Raw genomic sequence first — 25,366 nt, forward strand, 5'->3', positions numbered from 1 at the left:
GAGACACCTATGCTGCCTTATAAATTTCCGCTGACCTCCGGCAACGTAACGCGCTTTTTCGTGGTGTTTAACCTGGTGCTGTTTCTCGCGCTCGGCGCCATGGTGCATAACAGTGTGAATGCGTGGATCATGGAAAAGCGCTACGCCATGACCGACCTGGCGCGCGCGATGCAAAAACGCATTGATGCTTACCGCTTTGCCACCTGGCAAATCTATGAAAATCTCGCCACCAGCGCCGCGGGCTCGACGCCGAGCAGCAGCCTGCAGGAGACACGCCTGCGCCCGGATGTTTACTATCTGGAGAAAACCCGCCGCAAGACCGAAGCGCTGATTTTTGGCTCGCACGACAGCAGCACGCTGGATATGACGCTGCGCATGTCCAATTATCTCGATACGATGTGGGGCGCTGAGAATCCGGCGTGGTCGATGTACTTCCTCAATGGTCAGGACAACAGCCTGATCATGATCTCGACCCTGCCGCTCAAGGATATGGCGACGCGCTATAAAGAGAGCGCGATCAATACGCTGGTGGACAGCCGCCGTGCCGAAATGCTGCAACAGGCCAATGCGCTGGACGAACGCGAAAGCTTCTCGCCACTGCGCCACTTTGCCTGGCAGAACGATCACTACTTCACGCTGCGCACCACGTTTAACCAGCCAGGTCATTTAGCCACGGTGGTGGCGTTCGATCTGCCGGTTAACGATTTGATTCCACGCAGTATGCCGCTGGAGAACTTCCAGTTACGCCAGGATGCCAGCCAGCCCGGCAGCGCCACCAGCGATGACGCCAGCAGCGAAAGCACCGCGGTGACGCTGGTTAACCCGAACCTGGAGATTGCCGCCACGCTGCCCAGCACCTCGCTCCAGCTGGTATACCGGGTGCCGCTCGCCAGCCTGGCGATGGATACCCTGCATAACCTGATGTGGCCGCTGCTGATCAACCTGGTACTGTTCCTGCTGTCTATCGCCGGCATTACGCTGCTGCGCCAGCAGTCACTGCGACCGAATGAGAACCAGAGCGCTGAGCTTGATTCGCTGCGTATGCTGAATGAGGAGATCGTCGCCAGCCTGCCGGTCGGGCTGCTGGTGTATGACTTTGGTACCAATCGCACCCTGTTGAGCAACAAAATCGCTGAGCATCTGCTGCCGCATCTCAATCTGCAGAAGATCATCAATATGTCCGATCAGCATCAGGGCGTGCTGCAGGCTACCATCAATAACGAAGTGTATGAGATTCGCCACGCGCGCAGCATGCTGTCGCCGCACACCCAGCTGTTTATGATGCGCGATCAGGATCGCGAGCTGCTGGTGAATAAGAAGCTGCAAAAAGCGCAGCAGGTGCTGGATCGCAATCACCAGATGCGTCAGCAGCTGATGCAGAATCTTGGCCATGCGCTTAATCGTCCGCTGCAGAGCATGGTGACGCAGCTGGTGCAGCTCAGCCAGCGCGATGACGACGAGGGCGTGCTGGATCTACTGGATGAGAGCCAGGGTCTGGCACGGCTGGTGGATGATATCGTCCTGCTCAACCGGCTGGAAGCCCACGACTGGTCGCCGGATGCGGGCGTGTTTAACCTGCAGGATCTGCTCGATGAGATTGCGCTGGAGAGCCTGCCGCTACTGCGCCGCAAAGGACTAACGCTGGTGGTCAACAATCAGCTGGCCAACGACGAGATGCGCTTTGGCGATCGCCGCGCGCTACGTAAAGTCCTGACCACGCTGATGCACTACGCGCTCACCACCACGCAGTGGGGCAAGATTTCCCTTGATATCAAAGCCAGCGACAGCAAAGCCAACAGCGTACTGTTCCAGCTGGTGGATACCGGCTCAGGCCTGACCGGCGACGAGCTGGCCAACGTCGATTTCCCTTACCTCGGCGAAACCACGCAGGACCGTTACGGTCAGGCGTCTGGCATGGCATTTTTCCTGTGTAAGCAGCTGTGCAAACAGATGGGCGGCCAGCTGGAGATTATCGCCAAACCGGATATCGGCACGCGCTATAACATTCAGCTGCCGCTGGCGCTGGAGCAGCAGAGCGAGCAGGAAGAGAAACTGCTGGAAGGCGTGACGGCGCTGGTGGATATCGCGGTCGAAGACGTACACAAAATTGTCTGCCGCCACCTCGAGAACTGGGGGGCAAATTGCCTGACCTCGGACGAACGCTTGTCCGGGCAGGAGCATGATGTGCTGGTGACGGACGATCCGGCGCGCCTGCAGGGCTGGGCGCTGTTGCTGGCGGGCGACGAAATGGGGCATCACGCCCTCAACGACCAGCAATTCCGGGTCAATTTCAATCTCAGCAATGCGCTGCTTGATGCGCTGCTGGCCCTGATTGAGAAGCAACTGGCTCACGATTCGATAGAGGAGAGCGACGACGATGAGGCTGCCACGCCGCTGCTGAGCGGCGGCTATTTCCAGCTGTTTACGGAGACAGTACCGCCAGATGTGAAGAGACTGTATACTGAGTCGGCGGAGAAGGACTATCCCTCGCTTGCTCAGACAGCGCATCGCCTGAAAGGCGTGTTTGCCATGCTCAATTTACTGCCGGGTAAACAGCTTTGTGAAGAGTTAGAACAGCACATTAAACTGTGCGACGATTTAACCATTAAAAATACCACCAGTGAAATTGACGCGTACGTCAACCAACTGCTGCAGCAAGGTAACCAATAAGATGAATAACCTGAATGTAATTATTGCCGATGACCATCCAATCGTTCTGTTCGGTATCCGTAAATCTCTGGAACAGATCGAATGGGTGAATGTGGTAGGTGAGTTTGAAGACTCAACAGCACTGATCAATAGCTTGTCCAAACTGGATGCCAACGTCCTGATTACCGATCTGTCGATGCCGGGCGAAAAATACGGCGACGGCATCACGCTGATCAAGTACATCAAGCGTCACTATCCGGATCTCTCCATTATTGTTCTGACCATGAACAATAACCCGGCTATCCTGAGCGCGGTACTGGATCTGGATATCGAAGGCATCGTGCTGAAGCAGGGTGCACCAACTGACCTGCCAAAAGCGCTGGCAGCCCTGCAGAAAGGCAAAAAGTACACGCCGGAAAGCGTGGCCAAACTGCTGGAGAAAATCAGCGCCGGCGGCTACGGCGACAAACGTCTGTCACCGAAAGAGAGCGAAGTGCTGCGTCTGTTCGCCGAAGGTTTCCTCGTTACCGAGATCGCCAAGAAGCTGAACCGCAGTATCAAAACCATCAGTAGCCAGAAGAAATCAGCAATGATGAAGCTGGGCGTGGATAATGATATCGCGCTGCTGAACTACCTCTCTTCCGTCAGCGCCACTCAGGTCGACAAAGAGTAATCCCTGCGGCGGTGCTTCGGCACCGCCTCTCCTCTGCCCTGCTTATCCTTCCCGGCTTTTGCGAACACGTTCTGCATACAGCGCCAGCGTGGTTTTCAGCACATCCAGCGTCACCGGTTTTGACAGGCAGTTATCCATGCCGGCATCCATACAGCGCTGTTTCTCTTCCGCCAGTGCGTTAGCGGTCACTCCAATCACCGGGAAAGCATGCCCCAGCTGGCGCAGACGCTGCGTCAGCCGGTAGCCGTCCATGTTTGGCATGTTGACATCGCTCAGTACGATATCGATATGGTTACGGCTGAGCACGTTGAGCGCATCCACGCCGTCCTGCGCCGTTTTGGTCTGATAGCCCAGCGTGCCGAGCTGTTCAGACAGCAGCATGCGGTTAATCGGATGGTCATCAACGATCAGCACCATGATGTCTTCATAGCTGGAGGCCTGCTGCGGCACCGGCAGTTCCAGCGTAGTCGCCGTTTCACTGTCGATGGCAATGCGATAAATCCGGCCCAGCAGCAGCGGCAGATCGTGCAGCGTCGCGCTGCTGTGCACCCACTGTCCCGGCGTCGTTTCCTGCGGCATATCAATGTGTTCACCGCAGATACGGATGCGCGCGCGTACCGTCTGCGCTGGCGCGTCGTGGTGATCGCAGATCATCACATCGTCCGCCCCAGCCCGCCCCTGATAGTGCGCGACCTGGATGCCCTGCTGCTGAAGCAGACGCAGCAGGAAGGCCGCCAGATAGTCGTTGCGCAGGTCAAGCCAGATGGCTTTTTCCTGCAGACCATCCAGCAGCGGCGGCGCGGGTTGCTGTCCGGCGTAGATCGGGATACGCACCACGAACTGGCTGCCCATGCCCGGTTCAGAGTCGACTTCGATGTCGCCATCCATCATGTTGATGAGCTTTTCACAGATCGCCAGTCCCAGCCCGGTGCCCTGGAAATTACGCTGCACGCCGGAGCCGACCTGGAAGAACGGGTCGAACAGGCGCGTGATCTCTTTTGCCGGGATTCCCACGCCGGTGTCGCGCACGCGAAACGCCAGATATCCCTCTTTCACATAGGCGTGCAGGATAATGCAGCCGGTGTGGGTGAACTTGATGGCGTTGTTCAGCAGGTTGGAGATCACCTGCTGCAGGCGCAGCGGATCGCCATCCAGCGCCAGCGGCACATCGTTCTCGATAAACACATACAGCGTCAGGCGCTTGCGCACCACCAGCGACAGATAGTTGCTGGCAATATGGTTGACCACCTCACGCGGCGAGAAGGGACGCGGCTCAATCTTCAGCTGCTCGGACTCGATCTTCGAGAAGTCGAGAATATCGCTGATGATTTTCAGCAACAGGCTGGATGAGTTGTTCATCGCCGTGACCAGCGAATCCACGCCCTTCGGCAGCGATTTGGTCTGCAGCAGATCGAGGTTACCGATAATGCCGTACAGCGGCGTACGCAGTTCGTGACTGACGGTAGCAAGGAACATCGATTTGGACTGGCTGGCCTGCTCGGCGGCGTGCGCCATCTCCTGCAGCGACTGCTCCATGCGCACGCGCGCCGAGACGTCGACCAGCACGCAAATCGCCACGTTCTCGTTGCGGTAGCGCGAATGCACAAAGCTGATTTGCAGGTTAGTGTTACTGCCGGTCAGCATATCGACAAAATTAACCTGCTGGCCGCCGATGATTTCATTCAGCCGCAGGCGATCTTCCTGCGTCAGCAGCGTCAGATAGTTATGCGCCAGTTCATTACTGAGGATGTTGGTGCCATCGCTGGTACGCAAAATACAGATGCCGACCGGCGCTGACGCGACAATCTTGCGGTTGAACTGCTCGTGCTCCTCCAGCCGGTGGGCGTTGTCTTCCGCCGGCAGGAACATGCGGCGTTCGAACACCCACGCCAGGGTAAACAGAATCAGCGCGCTGAGGATATTGAGCAGCAGCGCGTTGATCAGCATCAGCTTGAGCTGATCCATCAGCACATCGGTCGACAGCGACCACACCACATTGAGGCTGGACGGCGGCAGCGGCTTTTTCAGCACCAGCTGACGATAGCCGTCAAGATAACCAAACCAGGTGCTGTTATCCGGCAGATCGTCCAGTGAATAACCGGGTCCGCCGCGTCGTGAGCTGATCAGCGGGCGATAGTTTTCGTCGGTGATGGTGGCCACCAGCGGCAGCCCGCCGGGCTGAATAAATTCATCCAGGCGAATGTTCTGTTCCACGCCGAGCAGCGCCTGCAGTTTGTTGGCGACGTAAACCGGCACCACCATGTAGAAGTTGCCGATGCCTGGCTGGCTGCTGTTGGTAATCCAGTACATCGGATTACGCCGCTCTTCCTCGTTGCCGCTGCGGTAGTGCAGCACGTTTTCGCGCAGCGCCTTCAGGCTGCGTTCGCGATCGACCGGATTATTGTTACCGATGGTGAAATCTGCCAGGCACTGATTTTCGCCGCCAATAAAGAACACCCGATTGAGTTCATAGGCTGAGGCGAAATTGCTTTTCCAGTAGTTAATGAAATAGCTCAGTGAATCGAGCGAGTTACGCCAGGTGTTGCTCATTGACGTGCAGTCACCGTCGGTAAACAGCGGCGTAAACTGCGGCAGCGTGCTTTTGCCGCCCGGCATGCCGTTGAGCATATCCAGCCCGTTGACGCTGCTGCTCAGGCGATTCTCAGTGATGTACTTCAGCTCGCGCATCACATCCGCGGAGTGGCGCACATACCATTCGGCCTGACCATAATTGGTGGCAAACTCCTGGCGCACCGCGTTCTCTTTCTCGTGCAGCACATTGATGATGTAGAAAGTGGTCAACAGTGCACCCAGCGACCAGAGCAGCAGTGCCAGCGCACGAAACAGGTAGCGCGAGATGCGAAGCGTGGTGCGAAAGGAGACGAGATATTTCAAAAGAGACTCACTGGCGGCAAGGGTTATCGGGACGTTGAAAAGTTCTCATACACTAGCTTTATCAGGGCGAAAAAGCCAGTTGGCACGCGACTTTGGGAGTGAAAGTCAGACAAAAAAAACGGCAGGTCGGTTGCCCTGACCTGCCGCTTGTGACAGACAACGAACGGTTACTCTTCGTCGTCTGTTTCCGGTGCGTCGTCGTCGCTGTCGACTTCCGGCGCGATATCGTCTTCGCCTTCTGCCACGCTGCCGTCGATGGCGTCGAGTTCTTCCTCTTCCACCGGTTCAGCGACGCGCTGCAGGCCGACCACGTTTTCATCTTCCGCGGTACGAATCAGGATCACGCCCTGCGTATTACGGCCCACCACGCTGACTTCCGACACGCGGGTACGCACCAGCGTACCGGCATCGGTGATCATCATGATCTGATCGCTATCTACCACCTGTACCGCGCCAACCACTGGCCCGTTACGCTCGGTGACTTTAATCGAGATCACGCCCTGCGTGGCGCGCGATTTGGTCGGATACTCGCTGTTAGCAGTACGCTTGCCGTAGCCGTTCTGCGTTACGGTGAGAATCGCGCCCTCTTCACGTGGCACAATCAGCGACACCACTTTGTCGCCTTCTGCCAGCCTGATGCCGCGTACGCCCGAAGCCGAACGGCCCATGGCGCGCACCGCGCTCTCCGCGAAGCGCACCACTTTACCGGCGGCAGAGAACAGCATCGCTTCGTCGTTACCGTTGGTCAGCGCCACGCCAATCAGCTCATCGTCTTCACGCAGGTTGATGGCAATGATGCCGGCACTACGCGGACGGCTGAACTCCTGCAGCGCAGTTTTCTTCACGGTACCGTCTGCGGTCGCCATGAAGATGTTGAAGCCTTCGGTGTATTCGCGCACTGGCAGAATCGCGGTGATACGCTCGTTGGCTTCCAGCGGCAGCAGGTTGACGATCGGACGACCGCGCGCGCCACGGCTGGCTTCCGGCAGCTGATAGACCTTCATCCAGTAGAGGCGGCCACGGCTGGAGAAGCACAGAATGGTGTCGTGGGTGTTGGCCACCAGCAGACGATCAATAAAGTCTTCTTCTTTAATGCGCGCCGCCGATTTGCCCTTACCGCCGCGACGCTGGGCTTCATAGTCTGACAGCGGCTGGTATTTGACGTAGCCCTGATGCGACAGGGTGACCACCACATCTTCCTGGTTGATCAGGTCTTCGATGTTGATGTCAGCGCTGTTAGCGGTGATTTCCGTACGGCGCGCATCGCCAAACTGATCGCGCATCGCCACCAGCTCTTCACGGATCACTTCCATCAGGCGCTCGGCGCTCTGCAGGATGTGAATCAGTTCGGCGATCTGGTCCAGCAGCTCTTTGTACTCGTCGAGCAGTTTTTCATGCTCAAGGCCGGTCAGTTTCTGCAGACGCAGATCAAGAATGGCCTGTGCCTGCTGCTCGGTCAGGTAGTAGCGACCGTCGCGAATACCAAACTCCGCTTCCAGCCACTCCGGACGCGCGGCGTCGTCACCGGCACGTTCCAGCATGGCGGCGACGTTGCCGAGATCCCACGACTGCGCCAGCAGGCCGCTTTTCGCTTCGGCTGGCGTCGGAGCCCGACGAATCAGCTCGATAATCGGATCGATGTTGGCCAGCGCAATCGCCAGACCTTCAAGGATGTGCGCACGATCGCGCGCTTTACGCAGTTCGAAGATGGTACGACGCGTCACCACTTCACGGCGGTGGCGAACGAAGGCTTCAATGATCTCCTTCAGCGTCATGATCTTCGGCTGGCCCTGATGCAGGGCAACCATGTTGATGCCGAAAGAGACCTGCAGCTGCGTCAGCGAGTAGAGGTTGTTGAGCACCACTTCGCCGACCGCATCGCGTTTCACTTCAATGACGATACGCATGCCGTCTTTGTCAGATTCGTCACGCAGGCCGCTGATGCCCTCAACGCGCTTCTCTTTCACCAGCTCGGCAATTTTCTCGATCAGGCGCGCTTTGTTCACCTGATACGGGATTTCATTGACGATGATGGTTTCACGACCGGTTTTGGCGTCGGTTTCGATCTCGCCGCGCGCGCGGATGTAAATTTTACCGCGCCCGGTGCGGTAGGCTTCTTCAATGCCACGACGACCGTTGATAAAGGCGGCGGTCGGGAAATCCGGCCCGGTAATGTGCTCCATCAGCCCTTCGACGCTGATGTTTTCATCTTCGATGAACGCCAGGCAGCCGTTGATCACTTCCGTCAGGTTGTGAGGCGGAATGTTGGTCGCCATGCCGACGGCAATACCGGAGGAGCCGTTGATCAGCAGGTTAGGAATTTTGGTCGGCAGGACTTCTGGGATCTGCTCGGTGCCGTCATAGTTCGGCACAAAGTCGACCGTCTCTTTTTCCAGGTCAGCCAGCAGTTCAGAGGAGATCTTCGCCATGCGCACTTCGGTATAACGCATCGCTGCGGCGGAGTCGCCGTCGACCGAACCGAAGTTACCCTGACCGTCGACCAGCATGTAGCGCAGGGAGAACGGCTGGGCCATGCGCACGATACTTTCGTACACAGCGGAGTCACCGTGTGGGTGATATTTACCGATAACGTCACCGACCACACGGGCAGATTTTTTATAGGGTTTGTTCCAGTCGTTACCCAGTTCGCTCATGGCAAAAAGCACACGGCGATGCACCGGCTTCAGGCCATCACGTACATCGGGTAAGGCTCGGCCAACGATGACCGACATGGCGTAATCGAGGTAGGAGTTTTTCAACTCTTCTTCGATATTGACCGGTGTAATTTCTCTCGCAAGGTCGCTCATGGAGCCGCTATCCCTCTACATAATCCCGGATTTTAAAGGTGCGAAAGTATATCACATCGCTTGCGTACGGTGAACGTAAAGCAGGGTTTTGTGGCGCTTTTCCTTTGCGCTGAGAGATGCCTCGCAGGGTTTATGCGTTTATACTGGTGGCATATTTTGTCAGGAGTCATGATTCAATGAATGAACAACCGCAGGAAAGCCGCCAGAACGTTGACCACGCCGAAATTGCCAAGTTTGAGGCGGTTGCATCACGCTGGTGGGATTTAGAGGGTGAATTTAAGCCGTTGCACCGCATCAATCCCCTGCGTCTTGGCTGGATTGCCCAGCACAGCCATGGGCTGTTCGGTAAGAAAGTGCTGGATGTCGGCTGCGGCGGCGGCATTCTTGCCGAGAGCATGGCGCGCGAAGGGGCGGAGGTCACCGGTCTGGATATGGGCGCCGAGCCGCTGGAGATCGCGCGTCTGCACGCGCTGGAGAGCGGTGTGAGCGTCAATTACGTGCAGCAGACGGTTGAAGCGCATGCGGCCAGCCATGCCGGTCAGTACGACGTGGTGACCTGTATGGAGATGCTGGAACACGTGCCGGATCCGCGTTCCGTGGTGCTGGCCTGCGCGCAGCTGGTGAAACCGGGCGGCGAAGTGTTTTTCTCCACCATCAACCGTAACCCTAAAGCCTGGCTACTGGCGGTGTTTGGTGCTGAATACGTGCTGCGCATGGTGCCGCGCGGTACCCATGACGTGAAAAAATTTATTCGTCCTGCCGAGCTGCTGAACTGGGTGGATGAGACCGCCCTGCGTGAACGCAATATGACTGGCCTGCACTACAATCCGCTGACCAACCAGTTCCGCCTTGGCCGCGGGGTGGACGTCAATTATATGGTGCATACCCACCGTCAGGCGTAAACGACCTGTTTGGCCTGCCTGCCCGTGGGCAGCGCTGTTGTAGCGGCGCGATGTATTACGCGAGAAATCGCGCCGCTATGGAATCTACGACCGGCAATTTACTTAACTGAACGGCATAACGCCCTACTAACTGCCAGTCCTCCTCTCACTTCCGACCGCCCCCGGTTTATCACGCGCTGGCCCTATCCAGATCAATTTCCTTTTAGACGCTGCGATGCGCTTTTTGTAAGGTGAAAAGGTCATAAAAAATTCATAAGCAAACGCAGATAAGTTCGCTGCTGACGGAGCGGCGCGGGCTTTTTTCGCCTGGGAAATTTCCCGAATCGCAGCGGTTGAGCAATAAACACGCGCTCGATCAAAAATTGAAAAAAAACCTGTTATCCGTTGACACCAGGTGCAGGCCTTGTGGCGTGGGGATCCAGGATTTTCCCCACCCCCCAGGGCGTAAAATTTTGTGAAAATCAACTCTTGTGATGATCCGATTGCTGACTAGAATACTCACCATATTGTTGTTCAAACTTTCCGCACCCCCTATATATAGTGTTTATCCACAGGCTTACTCACAATGAGCCGCCTGTGAATAGACGGGGGATAATTTTGTATTTCATGGACAGGTAAACACGCGACATGAACCAAAGTCTGCTCGTTACGAAACGCGATGGCCGCCAGGAGCGCATCGACCTCGATAAGATTCACCGGGTGCTGGACTGGGCAGCTGAAGGGCTGAACAATGTCTCCGTCTCGCAGGTTGAGTTGCGTTCGCACATCCAGTTTTACGATGGCATCAAAACCTCGGACATTCACGAGACCATCATCAAAGCGGCTGCCGATTTGATCTCCCGTGACGCGCCTGATTACCAGTACCTGGCCGCGCGTCTGGCGATCTTCCACCTGCGTAAAAAAGCGTACGGTCAGTTTGAGCCACCGAAGCTGTACGACCAGGTAGTGAAAATGGTCGAGATGGGCAAATACGATCGCCATCTGCTGGAAGACTACAGCACCGAAGAGTTTGAGCAGATGGACGGCTTCATCGACCACTGGCGCGACATGAACTTCTCCTACGCGGCGGTGAAGCAGCTGGAAGGCAAATATCTGGTGCAGAACCGCGTCAGCGGTGAAATCTACGAGAGCGCCCAGTTCCTGTATATTCTGGTCGCCGCCTGCCTGTTCTCCGGCTATCCGCGCGATACGCGTATGGATTACATCAAGCGTTTCTACGATGCGATCTCCACGTTCAAGATCTCGCTGCCTACGCCTATCATGTCCGGCGTGCGCACCCCGACCCGTCAGTTCAGCTCCTGCGTACTGATCGAGTGCGGCGACAGCCTGGATTCCATCAACGCCACCTCCAGCGCTATCGTGAAATATGTTTCACAGCGTGCCGGCATCGGCATCAACGCGGGTCGCATTCGTGCGCTCGGCAGCCCGATCCGCGGCGGTGAAGCGTTCCACACCGGCTGTATCCCGTTCTATAAGCACTTCCAGACGGCGGTAAAATCCTGCTCGCAGGGCGGCGTGCGCGGCGGTGCGGCAACGCTGTTCTACCCGATGTGGCATCTGGAAGTGGAAAGCCTGCTGGTGTTGAAAAACAACCGCGGTGTTGAAGGCAACCGCGTGCGTCATATGGATTACGGCGTGCAGATCAACAAGCTGATGTACACCCGCCTGCTGAAAGGCGAAGACATCACCCTGTTCAGCCCGTCCGACGTGCCAGGCCTGTATGACGCGTTCTTCGCCGATCAGGATGAGTTTGAGCGTCTGTATACCAAATATGAGAAGGACGACAGCATCCGCAAGCAGCGCGTGAAAGCCGTCGACCTGTTCTCGCTGATGATGCAGGAACGTGCCTCAACCGGCCGTATCTACGTGCAGAACGTTGACCACTGCAACACCCACAGCCCGTTCGATCCGGCCATTGCGCCAGTGCGTCAGTCTAACCTGTGCCTGGAGATTGCGCTGCCGACCAAACCGCTGGAAGACGTCAACGACGAAAGCGGCGAGATCGCGCTGTGCACCCTGTCCGCCTTTAACCTCGGCGCGATTGAAAGCCTGGACGATCTGGAAGAGCTGGCGACGCTGGCAGTACGCGCGCTGGATGCCCTGCTCGATTACCAGGATTACCCGATTCCGGCGGCGAAACGCGGTGCAATGGGCCGCCGTACCCTGGGTATTGGCGTGATCAACTACGCCTATTACCTGGCGAAACACGGTGTGCGCTACTCTGACGGCAGCGCCAACAACCTGACGCACAAAACCTTTGAAGCCATTCAGTACTGGCTGCTGAAAGCCTCCAACGAACTGGCGAAAGAGCAAGGTGCCTGCCCGTGGTTTAAAGAGACCACTTATTCGCAGGGCATTCTGCCGATCGATACCTATAAAAAGGATCTCGACAGCGTATGTAATGAGCCGCTGCACCTTGACTGGGAAGCGCTGCGTGAGTCGATTAAAACCCACGGCCTGCGCAACTCCACGCTGTCTGCACTGATGCCGTCTGAGACCTCTTCGCAGATTTCGAACGCCACCAACGGTATCGAGCCGCCGCGCGGTCACATCAGTATCAAAGCGTCGAAAGACGGGATTCTGCGCCAGGTAGTACCGGAGTATGAGCGTCTGAAAGATCAGTACGAACTGCTGTGGGAGATGCCATCAAACGACGGCTATCTGCAGCTGGTTGGCGTGATGCAGAAGTTTATCGATCAGGCGATTTCATCGAACACCAACTATGATCCAGGCCGTTTCGCCAATGGCAAAGTGCCGATGAAACAGCTGCTGAAAGATCTGCTGACCGCGTACAAATTTGGCGTGAAGACCCTGTACTACCAAAACACCCGTGACGGTGCCGAGGATGCGCAGGACGATCTGGCGCCGTCTATTCAGGACGATGGCTGCGAAAGCGGCGCCTGTAAAATTTGATCGAAAGGCGCCTGCGGGCGCCTTATCGTGTCTGGGCCAGCAGCGGCTGGCCCGTTTCACTTTTGGACTTAGTCATGGCTTACACTACTTTCTCACAGAACAAAAATGACCAGCTGAAAGAGCCGATGTTCTTCGGCCAGTCAGTGAACGTTGCCCGTTTCGACCAGCAGAAATACGACATCTTTGAAAAGCTGATCGAGAAGCAGCTCTCTTTCTTCTGGCGTCCGGAAGAGGTTGACGTCTCGCGCGATCGCATCGACTATCAGGCGCTGCCGGAGCACGAGAAGCACATCTTCATCAGTAACCTGAAGTATCAGACGCTGCTGGATTCCATTCAGGGCCGCAGCCCGAACGTAGCGCTGCTGCCGCTGATTTCGATTCCCGAACTGGAAACCTGGGTAGAAACCTGGGCGTTCTCCGAGACCATCCACTCACGCTCGTACACCCACATCATCCGTAATATCGTCAACGATCCGTCACTGGTATTTGATGACATCGTGACTAACGAGCAGATTCTGGCGCGCGCGCAGGATATCTCGAAGTATTACGATGATCTGATCGAGATGACCAACTACTGGCATCTGCTGGGTGAAGGCACGCATCAGGTGGCGGGCAAGAGCGTGACCGTGAACCTGCGTGCGCTGAAGAAGCAGCTGTATATCTGTCTGATGAGCGTTAACGCGCTGGAAGCAATCCGCTTCTACGTCAGCTTTGCCTGCTCGTTCGCCTTTGCCGAGCGCGAACTGATGGAAGGTAACGCCAAGATCATTCGTCTGATCGCCCGTGACGAAGCGCTGCACCTGACCGGCACCCAGCATATGCTGAACCTGATGCGTACCGGTGAAGACGACCCTGAAATGAAAGAGATCGCCGCAGAATGTCGTGACGAGTGTTTCGATCTGTTTAAGAAAGCGGCCGAGCAGGAAAAAGAGTGGGCTGAGTATCTGTTCAGCGGCGGCTCAATGATTGGTCTGAACAAGGACATTCTGTGCCAGTACATTGAGTACATCACCAATATCCGCATGCAGGCGGTGGGCCTTGATCTGCCGTTCCAGACGCGTTCTAACCCGATTCCATGGATTAACTCGTGGCTGGTGTCAGATAACGTGCAGGTGGCGCCGCAGGAAGTTGAAGTGAGCTCCTATCTGGTGGGTCAGATCGACTCCGAAGTGGGCGAAGACGACTTCAACGATTTCCAGCTGTAAGCATGAGCCGTTCCGTGGTAATCCTGCGCAGCTCCGGCTCCCGGCTGGAGTGCGCAGACGAACACCCTAATCTGCTGACGACGCTGGAAGCACACAATGTGTGCGTCGAGTTTCAGTGTCGCGAAGGCTACTGCGGCTCCTGCCGCATGCGTCTGCTGAAAGGCGAAGTGGATTATGCGGAAACCCCACTGGCGTTTATTCAGCAGGGCGAGATTCTGCCCTGCTGTTGTAAGGCCAGAGGGGAGATTGAGATCGAGCTGTAACCTGCCGCTACACCAAACCCAAAAGTCCTTTAATGCTGCAACATCCATACAGGTCGTCAGAGAGGTTGCCGCTTGCTGCACCGGCGTAAATCCATCCCTGGAGCCTGCCGCCGCGCCGTCCTGGCGCGGAGGCTGCTGCAAGCGGCAACCTCCCCCACGCCCTATCAGGCTTCTTCATTGCGGTAACAGAACGTCACCCTGCAGCGACACCAATGCTAACGGGAAGAGGGGATGTTGAGCTAAGCCGGACGTCACGCGGCAAGGATGCCGCGTGTCGAGGCCCGCAGGGAGCGGGTTTTGCCGTTCCGGGCGTGCTCAACTTCCCCTCTGACCTTGCTGATGATGACCGCCAGCACAATCGGGTTAGCTCTTCACCGTCTCCAGAACATCAATCCAGCCGTGACCGGTACTGACTTCACTGCCGTGCAGCCAGCGGCGCAGCATATTCATCGCCATCATCGCTACCACTTTCTGCCGGGTTTCCAGATTGTGCCGCCCGTGGGTAAATTTCACCCGCTGGCCCCAGCTGGCTTCCGGTGTGTGCAGCGCAATCGACACTTCCCCTTCCTGCAGATCGCCAACCGACAAGGCCAGCACTGTACCCTGCTGAGCGGCTAACTGACGCGTGCGCGTAACCTGCGCTTCCAGCGACTCCTCACGTGCCGGCAGCAGCTCAGCGGCGCTAAGCGGCACCTGCGCGGCGGCCAGCTGCCAGTGCAGCAACCCGGCCGTGTATTGTTCGCTCAGAGCAAGGCGGAAGCCGCGATCGTGCAGTTCCCGCGCCAGCACGGCCGGCAGCCCTTCAAAGCCTTCAAAAATGGTGCACTCGGCCAGCAGTAACTTAACCTGCTGCCACACCTGCTCCATCGCCACGCGCTGGCTGGCCGGGCCGGTCAGTTTGATCTCAATGATGGGCATCGACGAACGGTAGCCCATCACGACGCCTTCCGGCAGCGGCAGCGGTTCAAGCTCGGCGGCAATATCGCTCTCGCCGCGGCCAAAGGTGGTCAGACGCAGGCACAGCGGGGGTTCTGGCAACGCAAAACGCGCCTTAAGACGCGGAATAATCTGCTGCTCAACCATCACTTTGAATTCTGACGGCACGCCGGGGGTAAAGAATATCCAGCAGCGATTAAGCTGCAGGGCAAACCCACAGGCGGTGCCGACCGGGTTATCGATCAACTCGGCATTGGCCGGGATCTCCGCCTGCTTGCGATTACTGGGTGCCATGAGCCGCCCGCGGCTGGCAAACCAGGCTTCCATCTTCTCCAGCCACGCCTGCTGCAGCACCAGCTCGCTGCCACTGGCGGTGGCCGCTGCCTGGGCGCTGAGATCGTCGCTGGTCGGCCCGAGACCGCCGTTCACAATCAGAACGTCGGCAATCTGACTGCGACTCTGTAGCGCTTCAACCAGCGAGCTCATCGCATCGCCGACCGTACTGCGACTGGTCATCGGCAGGCCGTGCTGAAACAGCACATCGGCCAGCCACGCAGCGTTGGTATCGACAATCTGCCCATGTAACACTTCATCGCCCGTTGAGAGCATTTCGACACGTATCACGATCTCTTCTCCTTATCCCTGTGGCTTTCACTGTAGGGAGCGCGCAGGCGAAACACAATCGCCGCCGGTGCGAAATAGCGGGTTAATCGCGATGCGGAAAGGAAACAGCGGGAAAGCAGGAATCGGGCGCGACGGACATCGCGCCCACGGGGATTAACGGCGCGCCAGCAGCAGGCCAACAAACAGACCGGCAGCCGCACCGATACCAATGCCCTGCCACGGTTTTTCATGCACGTAATCGTCGGCACGATACGCTGCCTGTTTGGCACGATAGTAATAGCTGTCGGACGCCTGGCTCACGCGATTCTTCACGTCTTCCAGCGCCTGCTCGGCTTTCTGCTTCAGTTCGATATATTTCTGGTCCGCCGGATCGCCCGAGGAGCGCAGCACTTCTTCCAGCGTTTCCGTCAGCAGCGCCAGATCGTCATCAAGACGGGTTTCAAATTGATCGGTAGATGACATGTTCACAATCCTCCATGTTTAAATGCGGTGTCGATTAACTATAGTCATAAATTGCGTTTTTGCGCCGCGCCGTCATCCGCTGACTGCGCTTTTTGCCGCGCTGAACGCAAAGTTATGTCATCCGGGGCGTTGCACGCGGAATTGTGCTTCGTTTATTTGATTAATCTGATAAATTTTCAGCGGACTGAATTTTTTATTTTCGCCACTGTCGTAACCCCCTGTAGCCTGACGCTAAATGTCTTGCGACAGCCTCAATACACCCGAGCAGCTAAGGAAAAGATTTCCGGCATGAATCGTAGAAAATTTATGAAAGCGTCCATGGCCCTCTCTGCCGTTAGCGGCATGACCGGGCTCTCCTCGCTGTTTGCGCAGTCCGCCTGGGCCGATGATGGCATCGCCGACGGAACCGCCGTGCGCTTCGATTTCGATGTGCTGAAAAAGAAAGCCGCGGCGCTGGCCAAACAGCCCTGGGGCGGCGCGCCCGGCCCCCTGCCCGCGACCCTGGCCAATCTGACACCGCAGGCGTATAACGAAATTCAGTACGACGCTAACCACTCACTGTGGAACAACATCGCCGACCGCGAGCTGGATGTGCAGTTCTTCCACGTTGGCATGGGCTTTAAGCGCCGCATTCGCATGTTCTCCGTGGACGCCGCCAGCCGCGAGGCGCGGGAAATCCACTTCCGTCCGGAACTGTTTAATTATCACAACGCCAACGTGGATACCCAGCAGCTGGTGGGTAAAACCGACCTCGGCTTTGCCGGTTTCCGCGCCTTTAAAAAGCCGGAGCTGGCGCGACGCGACATCGTTTCTTTCCTCGGTGCCAGCTACTTCCGCGCGGTAGATGAAACCTACCAATATGGCCTGTCAGCCCGTGGCGTCGCGGTTAACACCTTCAGCAATGGCCAGGAAGAGTTTCCCGACTTCACTGCCTTCTGGTTCGAAACACCCAAAGCTGAAGACACCACCTTTGTGGTGTATGCACTGCTGGACGGGGCCAGCGTCACCGGTGCCTACAAGTTCACCATCCACTGCGAAGAAAAACGCGTAGTGATGGAGGTGGAAAACCACCTGTTTGCGCGCAACGAGATTCGTCAGCTCGGTATTGCGCCAATGACCAGCATGTTCAGCTGCGGTACCAACGAGCGCCGCATGTGCAATACCTATCATCCGCAGATTCATGACTCCGATCGACTGGCAATGTGGAGCGGTAGCGGCGAGTGGATTGCCCGTCCGCTGAATAACCCACAGCGCCTGCAGTTCAATGCCTATCAGGATGAAAACCCGCGCGGCTTCGGTCTGCTGCAGCTGAATCATGATTTCAAAGATTATCAGGATGTGATTGGCTGGTATGACAAACGCCCCAGCCTGTGGGTGGAGCCGATCGGTAAATGGGGTAAAGGCGCCATCAACCTGATGGAGATCCCGACGACCGGGGAAACGCTGGATAACATCGTTTGCTTCTGGCAGCCGGCCGAGCCGGTCAAAGCTGGCAGCGAATTTAATTTCCAGTACAAACTCTACTGGAGCCAGCTGCCGCCGGTACGCAGTGGTCTGGCCCGCGTTGATGCCACGCGCACCGGTATTGGTGGCTTCCCGGAAGGCTGGGCACCGGGCGAACACTTCCCGGACCAGTGGTGCCGCCGCTTTGCTATCGATTTCATTGGCGGCGACCTGCAGGCGGCCGCGCCGAAAGGCATTGAACCGGTAATCACCGTGTCGTCCGGCACCTTCAAACAGGTGGAGATTCTCTACGTCGAACCGCTGAAAGGGTACCGTATCCTGTTTGACTGGTATCCGAACAGCGACTCAACCAAACCGGTGGATATGCGCCTGTTCCTGCGCACCAAAGATGAGACGCTGAGCGAAACCTGGCTGTATCAGTACTTCCCGCCACCGCCCGATCAGCGCAAGTACACCGACGACCGGCAGATGACGCCGGGCTAACCTGCACGGCGAGGCCAACACCTCGCCGTTAGTTTTTCTGCATGCCGACGTGCGGAATATTATCTTCCAGATAAACATCCGTGACCGCCCGGAAGCCCAGGCGACCATAAAAGCCTTCCAGATGCGCCTGCGCGGACAGATACACCGCCCGCTGCGGCCAGTGCTGTTCGCAGCTGTTCAGCGCCTGCTCCATCAGCCGATAGCCCAGTTTCAGGCCGCGCGCCTCTTGCGATACAATCACCCGACCAATGGTCACCGGCGAGGAAGCCAGCGCGGGCGTCAGCAGACGCGCATACGCCAGCAGTTTGCCATCAAGAAAGCCCAGCAGATGGCGGTTATCAGCCGTCAAATCCTGGCCATCTATGTCCTGATACGGACAGGCCTGTTCGACGATAAACACCTGATTGCGCAGCGCCAGCACGGTATACAGCTGCTGCGCGGTCAGTTCACTGTGGTGGCAATCAAGCCATTGCATATCCATCGTGCTTCCTTGTCTGAGCGAAAAAAGTGATCTTTACAGCCTATCACAGCGCATGCGCTAAACGCAGTGGGCAGCACGTAACAGGGGCTGACACGCGGAGCTATGTGATCAAACTCTCAAATTGCAGGCAAAAAAAATCAGGCCCGCAGGCCTGATTGTGAAGATGACGCGCTGTTTACATCAGCGGCTGGGCCAGCTGCACCAGCGTGATGAGCGGCTGCGGATAAACACCGAGCAGCAACACGAGGATAGCGGAGATCAGCACCACCACACCACCGGCGGTGAACGCCCAGTTGGCTGGAGTATCACGAGTGTGCAGTTCCGGCGGGCTGAGGTACAGGCTCACCGTAACGCGCAGGTAGTAATACAGACCAATAGCGCTACCGGCGACAACCGCCGCGGTCAGCCACCACAGATGCGCGTTAACACCAGACGCGATGACGTAAAACTTACCGATAAAGCCCAGCGTCATCGGGATACCGGCCAGCGACAGCATCATCACCGTCATCACGGCGGAGAGAATCGGACGATGCCAGAACAGACCGCGATACGAGTAAAGCGTATCCGCATCCGGACCACGGTACGGGCTCGACATCAGGCTGACTACACCGAAGGCGCCGAGGCTGCTGAACAGGTAACCGGCCAGATAGACACCGGCGGTTTCCAGCGACAGCTGATGGGTTTTCACCGCAATCAGCGCCACCAGCAGATAGCCAAGATGCGCGATAGATGAATAGCCGAGCAGACGCTTGATGTTGCTCTGCGAAATCGCCATCAGGTTACCGAACAGGATCGAGACGAAGGCAATCACACCCAGCACGGTGCGCACCGCTTCACTGTCGGTTACCGGTGCGTACATGAACAGACGCATGATGACCGCAAAGATAGCGATTTTGCTGGCGGTGGCGAGGAAGGTCGAGACCGGAGCCGGCGCGCCCTGATAAACGTCTGGCGTCCACAGATGGAACGGCACCAGCGACAGCTTAAAGCCAAGACCGATGATCATCATGCCCAGCCCGACCAGCAGCAGCGGCTGCTGAATCATGCTGTCATTCAGGCTTTTGCCGAGCTGCACAAAGCTCAGGCTGCCGGAATCGGCGTAGACCAGCGCAATACCGAAGATCAGGAACGAGGAGGCCGCAGCCGACAGAATCATGTACTTCAGCGCCGCTTCCAGCGAGCGCTTCTGACGGAAGGCGTAGCCGATAAGACCAAACAGCGGCAGCGACAGCAGTTCGATACCGATGAACAGCGCCGCCAGATGGTTGGCGCTGGCCAGCACAATCCCGCCCAGCGCAGCGATCAGCACCAGCAGATAGAACTCATCTTTGTTGTCCGGGAAACCGGCCAGCCACGGATAAGCAAAGGTGCAGGTTGCCAGACTCGCCAGCATCACCAGCGCGGTATAGAACATCGAATAGCCATCCACGCGCAGCAGCGGCGTGACATCCATGGCGCCCACGTGGCCCACAAACCACAGCGACAGCAGCGCGAGGTTAAGACCGATGACCGTCAGCGTGGCATTAACAAAGTGGTTGCGTCGCCACGCAATGGACAGCATCACAACCACCACCGTCAATCCGACGATTAACAGCGGTAGCAACGCGATCAATTGTTGAGGAGTTATTGTCATGGCGAATTACGGCCTTGTAGTTGAAATTGAAGCGGTAAACCACTGCTGAATATTGCTCATCGCAGCATGGGACGTGTCGAGGATTGGCTGCGGGTAAACGCCCAGCAGCACCAGCAGCACGACCAGTACACCGATGGTCAGGAATTCGCGCGGCGACATTCCAGCCAGCGGCTCTTTTGATTTGGCTTCGCCGTAGTAAGCGCGCTGCATCATGATCAGCGAGTACACTGAGGCAAATACCAGGCCGAAGGTGGCAATCACGATAATCAACGGCACCACCTGATAACTGCCGGTCAGAATCATGAACTCACCCACAAAGTTACCGGTGCCCGGCATACCGAGGTTAGCCACGGCAAAGAACAGCGACAGGCCCGGAATCCACTTGATGCGCGACCACAGGCCGCCCATCTGGCGCATGTCACGGGTATGCAGACGTTCATACAGCTGACCGCACAGGATGAACAGCGCCGCGGCCGACAGGCCGTGCGCAATCATCTGCACCACCGCGCCCTGGAACGCCAGCTGGCTGCCGGTGTAGATGGCAATCAGCACGAAGCCCATGTGCGAAATCGAGGTGTAGGCGATCAGGCGTTTAATATCGGTCTGCGAGAACGCCATCCAGGCGCCGTAGAAGATACCGATGATGCCGAGCCACATGGCGATCGGCGCGAACTCCGCCGAGGCATTCGGGAACAGCGGCAGGCTAAAACGCAGCAGGCCGTAAGCCGCAGTTTTCAGCAGGATACCGGCAAGGTCAACCGAACCAGCGGTCGGTGCCTGGCTGTGGGCATCCGGCAGCCAGCCGTGCAGTGGCACCACCGGCATTTTCACCGCAAAGGCGATGAAGAAGCCGAGCATCAGCAGATACTCAACGGTGTGTGACATTGGCGTTTTCAGCAGCTCTTCATAGCTGAACGTCCAGACGCCAGTGGCGTTGTAGTGCACGAACACCAGCGCCAGAATGGCAATCAGCATCACCAGACCTGACGCCTGGGTATAGATGAAGAATTTGGTTGCCGCGCTGATACGGGTTTTCCCGTCAGACGCTTTGTGACCCCAGAGCGCGATGAGGAAGTACATCGGCACCAGCATCATTTCCCAGAAGAAGAAGAACAGGAACATGTCGATGGCGAGGAACACGCCGATCACGCCGCCGAGAATCCACATCAGGTTGAGGTGGAAGAAGCCCTGATACTTTTCGATTTCATTCCACGAGCAGAGAACCGCCATCAGACCCAGCAGGCCGGTCAGCACCACCATCAGCAGCGACAGGCCATCCAGCGCCAGATGGAAATTAATGCCAAAGCGTGGGATCCACGACACCAGGAAAGTCGACTGCCACTGCGGCAGGCCCGCAGCCTGCGTCAGCGAATAGCCGCCCTGCAGCCACAGCTGCAGGCCCAGCGCCAGCGTCAGCCCCATGGTGATCAGGGCAATCCAGCGCGGCACCTTCGCGCCAAGGCGCTCAGCCAGCCAGCAAAGCAAGCCCCCAACAAAGGGTATAATTATTAGCCAAGGTAATAACACGGCGTACATTCCCTATTTTCGTCTTCGTTCAGGCTATCGGACGCGCCTGTTTCGCCTCGCCCGCGCGGGCAACGTTCACGTATTACTACGCGCCGGTTGCTGCGCTAACGAACACCAAACTGACTGCGTTGATCTCACCCGTGCATCAGACAATTTTGAACATTCTTACGTGGGGCGCTAAACCATCGCGCGCCCCGCTCATCAATCGTTAAATCACCAGCATCAGCGCCAGTACCACCACGGCACCGACGCTCATCGACGCGATATACCAGCGCAGATAGCCGTTCTCACTCACCACCAGACCTTTATTACCGATGCGCGACAGCAGCGCCGGCAGGTTCATCAGTGAATTGAGCGGATCGCGCTGCAGCAGCCAGGCAATGCCAAGGTACGGTTTAACAAATACCTTGTCGTACAGCCAGTCGAAGCCCCAGGCCGCGAACCACCAGGTGCCGAAGAAACGGCCCGGCGCGCTGTTGGCGATGCGGGTGACCAGCTGACGTTTGCCCAGCCACAGCGCGGCGGCAATCAGAATACCGATAATCGCCACGGCACCCGAGGTGATTTCCAGCGCCACTTTGCCGGTTTCACCAAACTCGTTCTGTGGCAGCACGCCCGCCAGCGGAGGCGTAATCAGCGCGCCAACGAAGGTTGAGAGTACCAGCAGCACAATCAGCGGCAGGTGATGCGTGATGCCTTTACCGGCATGCGCATGAATTTTCTCTTCGCCGTGGAACACGATGAAGATCATGCGGAAGGTGTAGATTGAGGTAAGGAATGCACCCACCAGACCGGCGACCATCAGATTGATGTGACCGTTAGCCAGCGCACCGAACAGAATCTCGTCCTTACTGTAGAAGCCGGCGGTAATCAGCGGCAGCGCAGCCAGCGCGGCACCGCCCACCAGGAAGCAGACATACACCAGCGGGATGCTCTTACGCAGACCGCCCATTTTGAAAATGTTCTGCTCGTGGTGACAGGCCAGAATCACGGAACCGGAAGAGAGGAACAGCAGCGCCTTGAAGAACGCATGGGTCATCAGGTGGAAAATCGCGGCGTCCCACGCCTGTACGCCCAGCGCCAGGAACATGTAGCCGATCTGACTCATGGTGGAGTAAGCCAGCACGCGTTTGATGTCGGTCTGCACCAGTGCGGCGAAGCCCGCCAGCACCAGCGTAATCGCACCAACGATACCCACCAGATGCAGCACTTCCGGCGTCAGCAGGAACAGACCGTGGGTGCGGGCAATCAGATAGACGCCTGCGGTTACCATGGTGGCAGCGTGGATCAGCGCGGAGACCGGCGTCGGACCGGCCATCGCATCGGCCAGCCACGTCTGCAACGGCAGCTGTGCCGATTTACCCACGGCACCACCCAGCAGCATCAGCGTCGCCCACTGCAGCATGTGGTTGTCCGCCGCGAAGTGCGCCGGGGCCAGCTCCATCAGCTCACGGAAGTTCAGCGTACCCAGCTCGTTGTAGAGAATGAACAGCGCAAAGGCGAGGAACACGTCACCGACACGGGTGATGATGAAGGCTTTCATCGCCGCTTTGCCGTTTTCCGGATTGCTGTAATAGAAGCCGATCAGCAGGTAGGAACACAGCCCTACCCCTTCCCAGCCAAGGTACATCAGCATCAGGTTATCGGCCAGCACCAGCACCACCATGCTCGCGATGAACAGGTTAGTGTAGGCGAAGAAGCGTGAATAGCCCTCTTCACCGCGCATGTACCAGGAAGCGAACATGTGGATGAAGAAGCCGACGCCGGTAACCACCGACAGCATGGTCAGCGACAGACCGTCCAGCACCAGGTTCACTTTGATGTCAAAGTTACCCACGTGCATCCAGGTCCACAGCGCCTGGGTAAATGGCTGCTGGCCGTGACTGAAGAAGTCCACACCCACAAATACGGTGGTCAGCGCCGCAAGGCCCACTGAACCCATCCCCACCGCAGCCGACAGGTTCTCCGACCAGCGACCACGGGAAAACGCCAATAGCAGGAAGCCAATCAGCGGAAATAATACGGTTAAATAGAGAAGATTCATCCGCGCATCTCGCTCACTGTGTCAATGTTCAGCGTCTGACGACGACGATAGAGCTGCAGCAGCAGCGCCAGACCAATACTGGCTTCCGCCGCCGCGAGGCTGATTGCCAGGATGTACATCACCTGACCGTCGGCTTGTCCCCAGTAGCTGCCTGCCACCACCAGCGCCAGCGCCGCGGCGTTGATCATGATCTCCAGACCGATCAGCATAAACAGCAGGTTGCGGCGCAGTACCAGCGAGGTCAGGCCGAGAACAAACAGCACAGCAGCCAGAATCAGGCCGTGTTGTAATGGGATCATGCGTGCTCCTCCTTATTGGCCGCCGCGTCTGACACGCGGTTGCTCAGCACTTCGCCCTGACGATCTTCACGTCCGATATGGAACGCCACCACCAGACCGGCCAGCAGCAGCATTGACGCCAGCTCAACCGCCAGAACATACGGGCCAAACAGACTGATGCCCACCGCTTTGGCATCGATGACGGTGCCATCAATACCCTGGTCGGTCGCGGTCAGGATGGCGTAGATCATCACCACCAGCAGCAGCAGCGAGACAATGCCCGGACCGATCCACAGCGACGGCTTCAGCCATTCGCGCTCCTGATCCTGCTGGGTTTTACCCAGGTTGAGCATCATCACTACGAACACAAACAGCACCATGATGGCACCGGCATAGACGATGATCTCCAGTGCACCGGCAAAATAGGCACCCATTGAGAAGAACACGCCGGCAATCGACAGCAGCGAAACAATCAGGTACAGCAGCGCATGTACCGGATTGGTGTGGGTGATGACGCGCAATGTCGTCAGCACCGCCACCAGTCCGCAAAGATAAAACGCAAATTCCATACCTGGCTCCTTAAGGTAATAAGCCTTTAACGTCGATCGGTTTGGCTTCGTTTTCCGCGTCGCCTTTATCTTTACCGTCGATCGCCATACCTGCCATGCGGTAGAAGTTGTACTCCGGATATTTACCCGGGCCGGAAATCAGCAGGTCTTCCTTCTCATACACCAGATCCTGACGCTTGAACTCACCGAGTTCGAAGTCCGGCGTCAGCTGAATCGCGGTGGTCGGGCACGCTTCTTCACATAAACCACAGAAGATGCAGCGCGAGAAGTTGATGCGGAAAAATTCCGGATACCAGCGGCCATCCTGCATCTCCGCTTTCTGCAGCGAAATACAGCCGACCGGGCAGGCAACGGCGCACAGGTTACAGGCCACGCAGCGCTCTTCGCCGTCCGGATCGCGCGTCAGCACGATACGGCCACGGTAGCGCGGCGGCAGATAAACCGGCTCTTCCGGATACATCTGGGTTTCGCGCTTGGCGAAGGCATGCATGCCAATCATCCAGATACTGCGCACTGTCGTGCCGAAGCCAACGACAATATCTTTTAAAGTCATCTCAA

At 57.3% G+C, this 25,366-nt stretch carries 18 protein-coding genes; 7 read left to right on the forward strand and 11 right to left on the reverse strand.

The features are described from left to right. The first annotated feature begins 12 nt into the window (after positions 1–12). A complete protein-coding gene (gene rcsD, locus F3J41_RS15985) occupies positions 13–2,670 on the forward strand; it encodes a phosphotransferase RcsD (RefSeq protein ID WP_166711832.1) in 2,658 nt (885 codons plus the stop codon). A gap of 1 nt (position 2,671) precedes the next feature. Continuing rightward, the gene (gene rcsB, locus F3J41_RS15990) at positions 2,672–3,322 is read left to right on the forward strand and encodes a response regulator transcription factor RcsB (RefSeq protein ID WP_013509853.1); all 651 of its coding nucleotides are present in this window, start codon (positions 2,672–2,674) and stop codon (positions 3,320–3,322) included. A 42-nt stretch (positions 3,323–3,364) separates the two neighbouring features. Here the strand turns inward: rcsB and rcsC are convergent, their stop codons facing one another. Further along, positions 3,365–6,217: a two-component system sensor histidine kinase RcsC gene (rcsC, locus tag F3J41_RS15995; RefSeq protein WP_021509234.1), complete on the reverse strand. Its 2,853-nt coding sequence runs from the start codon at positions 6,215–6,217 to the stop codon at positions 3,365–3,367. 167 nt (positions 6,218–6,384) lie between these two features. Continuing rightward, positions 6,385–9,024, reverse strand: coding sequence for a DNA topoisomerase (ATP-hydrolyzing) subunit A (gene gyrA / locus F3J41_RS16000; RefSeq protein WP_021509233.1), 2,640 nt, complete (start codon positions 9,022–9,024; stop codon positions 6,385–6,387). Between the two features lie 176 nt (positions 9,025–9,200). Here gyrA and ubiG point away from each other — a divergent pair, with 176 nt between their 5' ends. The 4 genes from ubiG to yfaE all read left to right on the forward strand — a co-directional run bounded on the left by ubiG (position 9,201) and on the right by yfaE (position 14,307). Continuing rightward, positions 9,201–9,926: a bifunctional 2-polyprenyl-6-hydroxyphenol methylase/3-demethylubiquinol 3-O-methyltransferase UbiG gene (ubiG, locus tag F3J41_RS16005; protein WP_021509232.1), complete on the forward strand. Its 726-nt coding sequence runs from the start codon at positions 9,201–9,203 to the stop codon at positions 9,924–9,926. Positions 9,927–10,553: 627 nt separating this feature from the next. Further along, entirely contained in the window at positions 10,554–12,839 is a 2,286-nt protein-coding gene (gene nrdA / locus F3J41_RS16010) for a class 1a ribonucleoside-diphosphate reductase subunit alpha (protein ID WP_021509231.1), read from the forward strand. Between the two features lie 74 nt (positions 12,840–12,913). Continuing rightward, positions 12,914–14,044, forward strand: coding sequence for a class Ia ribonucleoside-diphosphate reductase subunit beta (nrdB, locus tag F3J41_RS16015; protein ID WP_021509230.1), 1,131 nt, complete (start codon positions 12,914–12,916; stop codon positions 14,042–14,044). A gap of 2 nt (positions 14,045–14,046) precedes the next feature. After that, positions 14,047–14,307, forward strand: a complete 261-nt coding sequence (gene yfaE, locus F3J41_RS16020) for a class I ribonucleotide reductase maintenance protein YfaE (protein ID WP_021509229.1) — start codon at positions 14,047–14,049, stop codon at positions 14,305–14,307. A 363-nt stretch (positions 14,308–14,670) separates the two neighbouring features. On the opposite strand, the gene F3J41_RS16025 is transcribed toward yfaE, so the two are convergent. Both F3J41_RS16025 and elaB read right to left on the reverse strand, forming a co-directional pair. Further along, positions 14,671–15,867 carry a nicotinamide mononucleotide deamidase-related protein YfaY gene (locus F3J41_RS16025; RefSeq protein ID WP_059009139.1) on the reverse strand — a complete coding sequence of 399 codons (1,197 nt, stop codon included), beginning with the start codon at positions 15,865–15,867 and terminating at the stop codon, positions 14,671–14,673. A gap of 153 nt (positions 15,868–16,020) precedes the next feature. Beyond that, positions 16,021–16,329: a stress response protein ElaB gene (gene elaB, locus F3J41_RS16030; RefSeq protein ID WP_021509227.1), complete on the reverse strand. Its 309-nt coding sequence runs from the start codon at positions 16,327–16,329 to the stop codon at positions 16,021–16,023. 288 nt (positions 16,330–16,617) lie between these two features. Here elaB and F3J41_RS16035 point away from each other — a divergent pair, with 288 nt between their 5' ends. Next, positions 16,618–18,276: a glucan biosynthesis protein D gene (locus tag F3J41_RS16035; RefSeq protein WP_031280040.1), complete on the forward strand. Its 1,659-nt coding sequence runs from the start codon at positions 16,618–16,620 to the stop codon at positions 18,274–18,276. Between the two features lie 28 nt (positions 18,277–18,304). Here F3J41_RS16035 and F3J41_RS16040 read toward each other — a convergent pair whose 3' ends face one another. The 7 genes from F3J41_RS16040 to nuoI form a co-directional block, all read right to left on the reverse strand. Next, the gene (locus F3J41_RS16040) at positions 18,305–18,757 is read right to left on the reverse strand and encodes a GNAT family N-acetyltransferase (protein WP_166711755.1); all 453 of its coding nucleotides are present in this window, start codon (positions 18,755–18,757) and stop codon (positions 18,305–18,307) included. A 175-nt stretch (positions 18,758–18,932) separates the two neighbouring features. Further along, entirely contained in the window at positions 18,933–20,390 is a 1,458-nt protein-coding gene (nuoN, locus tag F3J41_RS16045) for an NADH-quinone oxidoreductase subunit NuoN (RefSeq protein ID WP_031280039.1), read from the reverse strand. 6 nt (positions 20,391–20,396) lie between these two features. Further along, on the reverse strand, positions 20,397–21,917 hold the full coding sequence (gene nuoM, locus F3J41_RS16050; protein WP_031280038.1) for an NADH-quinone oxidoreductase subunit M: 1,521 nt from the start codon (positions 21,915–21,917) through the stop codon (positions 20,397–20,399). Between the two features lie 208 nt (positions 21,918–22,125). Further along, positions 22,126–23,961 (reverse strand): NADH-quinone oxidoreductase subunit L, encoded by a 1,836-nt coding sequence (gene nuoL / locus F3J41_RS16055; RefSeq protein WP_058775806.1) that lies wholly within the window; start codon positions 23,959–23,961, stop codon positions 22,126–22,128. Then, on the reverse strand, positions 23,958–24,260 hold the full coding sequence (gene nuoK, locus F3J41_RS16060; RefSeq protein ID WP_013509877.1) for an NADH-quinone oxidoreductase subunit NuoK: 303 nt from the start codon (positions 24,258–24,260) through the stop codon (positions 23,958–23,960). Before nuoK ends, nuoL begins: the two co-directional genes overlap by 4 nt. Next, positions 24,257–24,808, reverse strand: a complete 552-nt coding sequence (nuoJ, locus tag F3J41_RS16065) for an NADH-quinone oxidoreductase subunit J (RefSeq protein ID WP_021509221.1) — start codon at positions 24,806–24,808, stop codon at positions 24,257–24,259. Before nuoJ ends, nuoK begins: the two co-directional genes overlap by 4 nt. A gap of 10 nt (positions 24,809–24,818) precedes the next feature. Further along, positions 24,819–25,361 carry an NADH-quinone oxidoreductase subunit NuoI gene (gene nuoI / locus F3J41_RS16070; RefSeq protein WP_021509220.1) on the reverse strand — a complete coding sequence of 181 codons (543 nt, stop codon included), beginning with the start codon at positions 25,359–25,361 and terminating at the stop codon, positions 24,819–24,821. Positions 25,362–25,366 lie beyond the last annotated feature (5 nt).

It is taken from the genome of Pantoea sp. Ap-870 (assembly GCF_011752515.1).
In the GTDB taxonomy this organism is placed as follows: domain Bacteria; phylum Pseudomonadota; class Gammaproteobacteria; order Enterobacterales; family Enterobacteriaceae; genus Pantoea; species Pantoea dispersa.

Bases quoted from the DNA above. Each gene is read 5' to 3' on its own strand.
- nuoJ (WP_021509221.1), bottom strand. From the start codon at position 24,808: ATGGAATTTGCGTTTTATCTTTGCGGACTGGTGGCGGTGCTGACGACA.
- F3J41_RS16040 (WP_166711755.1), bottom strand. From the start codon at position 18,757: ATGGATATGCAATGGCTTGATTGCCACCACAGTGAACTGACCGCGCAG.
- nrdB (WP_021509230.1), top strand. From the start codon at position 12,914: ATGGCTTACACTACTTTCTCACAGAACAAAAATGACCAGCTGAAAGAG.
- ubiG (WP_021509232.1), top strand. From the start codon at position 9,201: ATGAATGAACAACCGCAGGAAAGCCGCCAGAACGTTGACCACGCCGAA.
- rcsB (WP_013509853.1), top strand. From the start codon at position 2,672: ATGAATAACCTGAATGTAATTATTGCCGATGACCATCCAATCGTTCTG.
- F3J41_RS16035 (WP_031280040.1), top strand. From the start codon at position 16,618: ATGAATCGTAGAAAATTTATGAAAGCGTCCATGGCCCTCTCTGCCGTT.
- yfaE (WP_021509229.1), top strand. From the start codon at position 14,047: ATGAGCCGTTCCGTGGTAATCCTGCGCAGCTCCGGCTCCCGGCTGGAG.
- gyrA (WP_021509233.1), bottom strand. From the start codon at position 9,024: ATGAGCGACCTTGCGAGAGAAATTACACCGGTCAATATCGAAGAAGAG.
- nuoL (WP_058775806.1), bottom strand. From the start codon at position 23,961: ATGAATCTTCTCTATTTAACCGTATTATTTCCGCTGATTGGCTTCCTG.
- nuoI (WP_021509220.1), bottom strand. From the start codon at position 25,361: ATGACTTTAAAAGATATTGTCGTTGGCTTCGGCACGACAGTGCGCAGT.
- elaB (WP_021509227.1), bottom strand. From the start codon at position 16,329: ATGTCATCTACCGATCAATTTGAAACCCGTCTTGATGACGATCTGGCG.
- nuoK (WP_013509877.1), bottom strand. From the start codon at position 24,260: ATGATCCCATTACAACACGGCCTGATTCTGGCTGCTGTGCTGTTTGTT.
- nuoN (WP_031280039.1), bottom strand. From the start codon at position 20,390: ATGACAATAACTCCTCAACAATTGATCGCGTTGCTACCGCTGTTAATC.
- nrdA (WP_021509231.1), top strand. From the start codon at position 10,554: ATGAACCAAAGTCTGCTCGTTACGAAACGCGATGGCCGCCAGGAGCGC.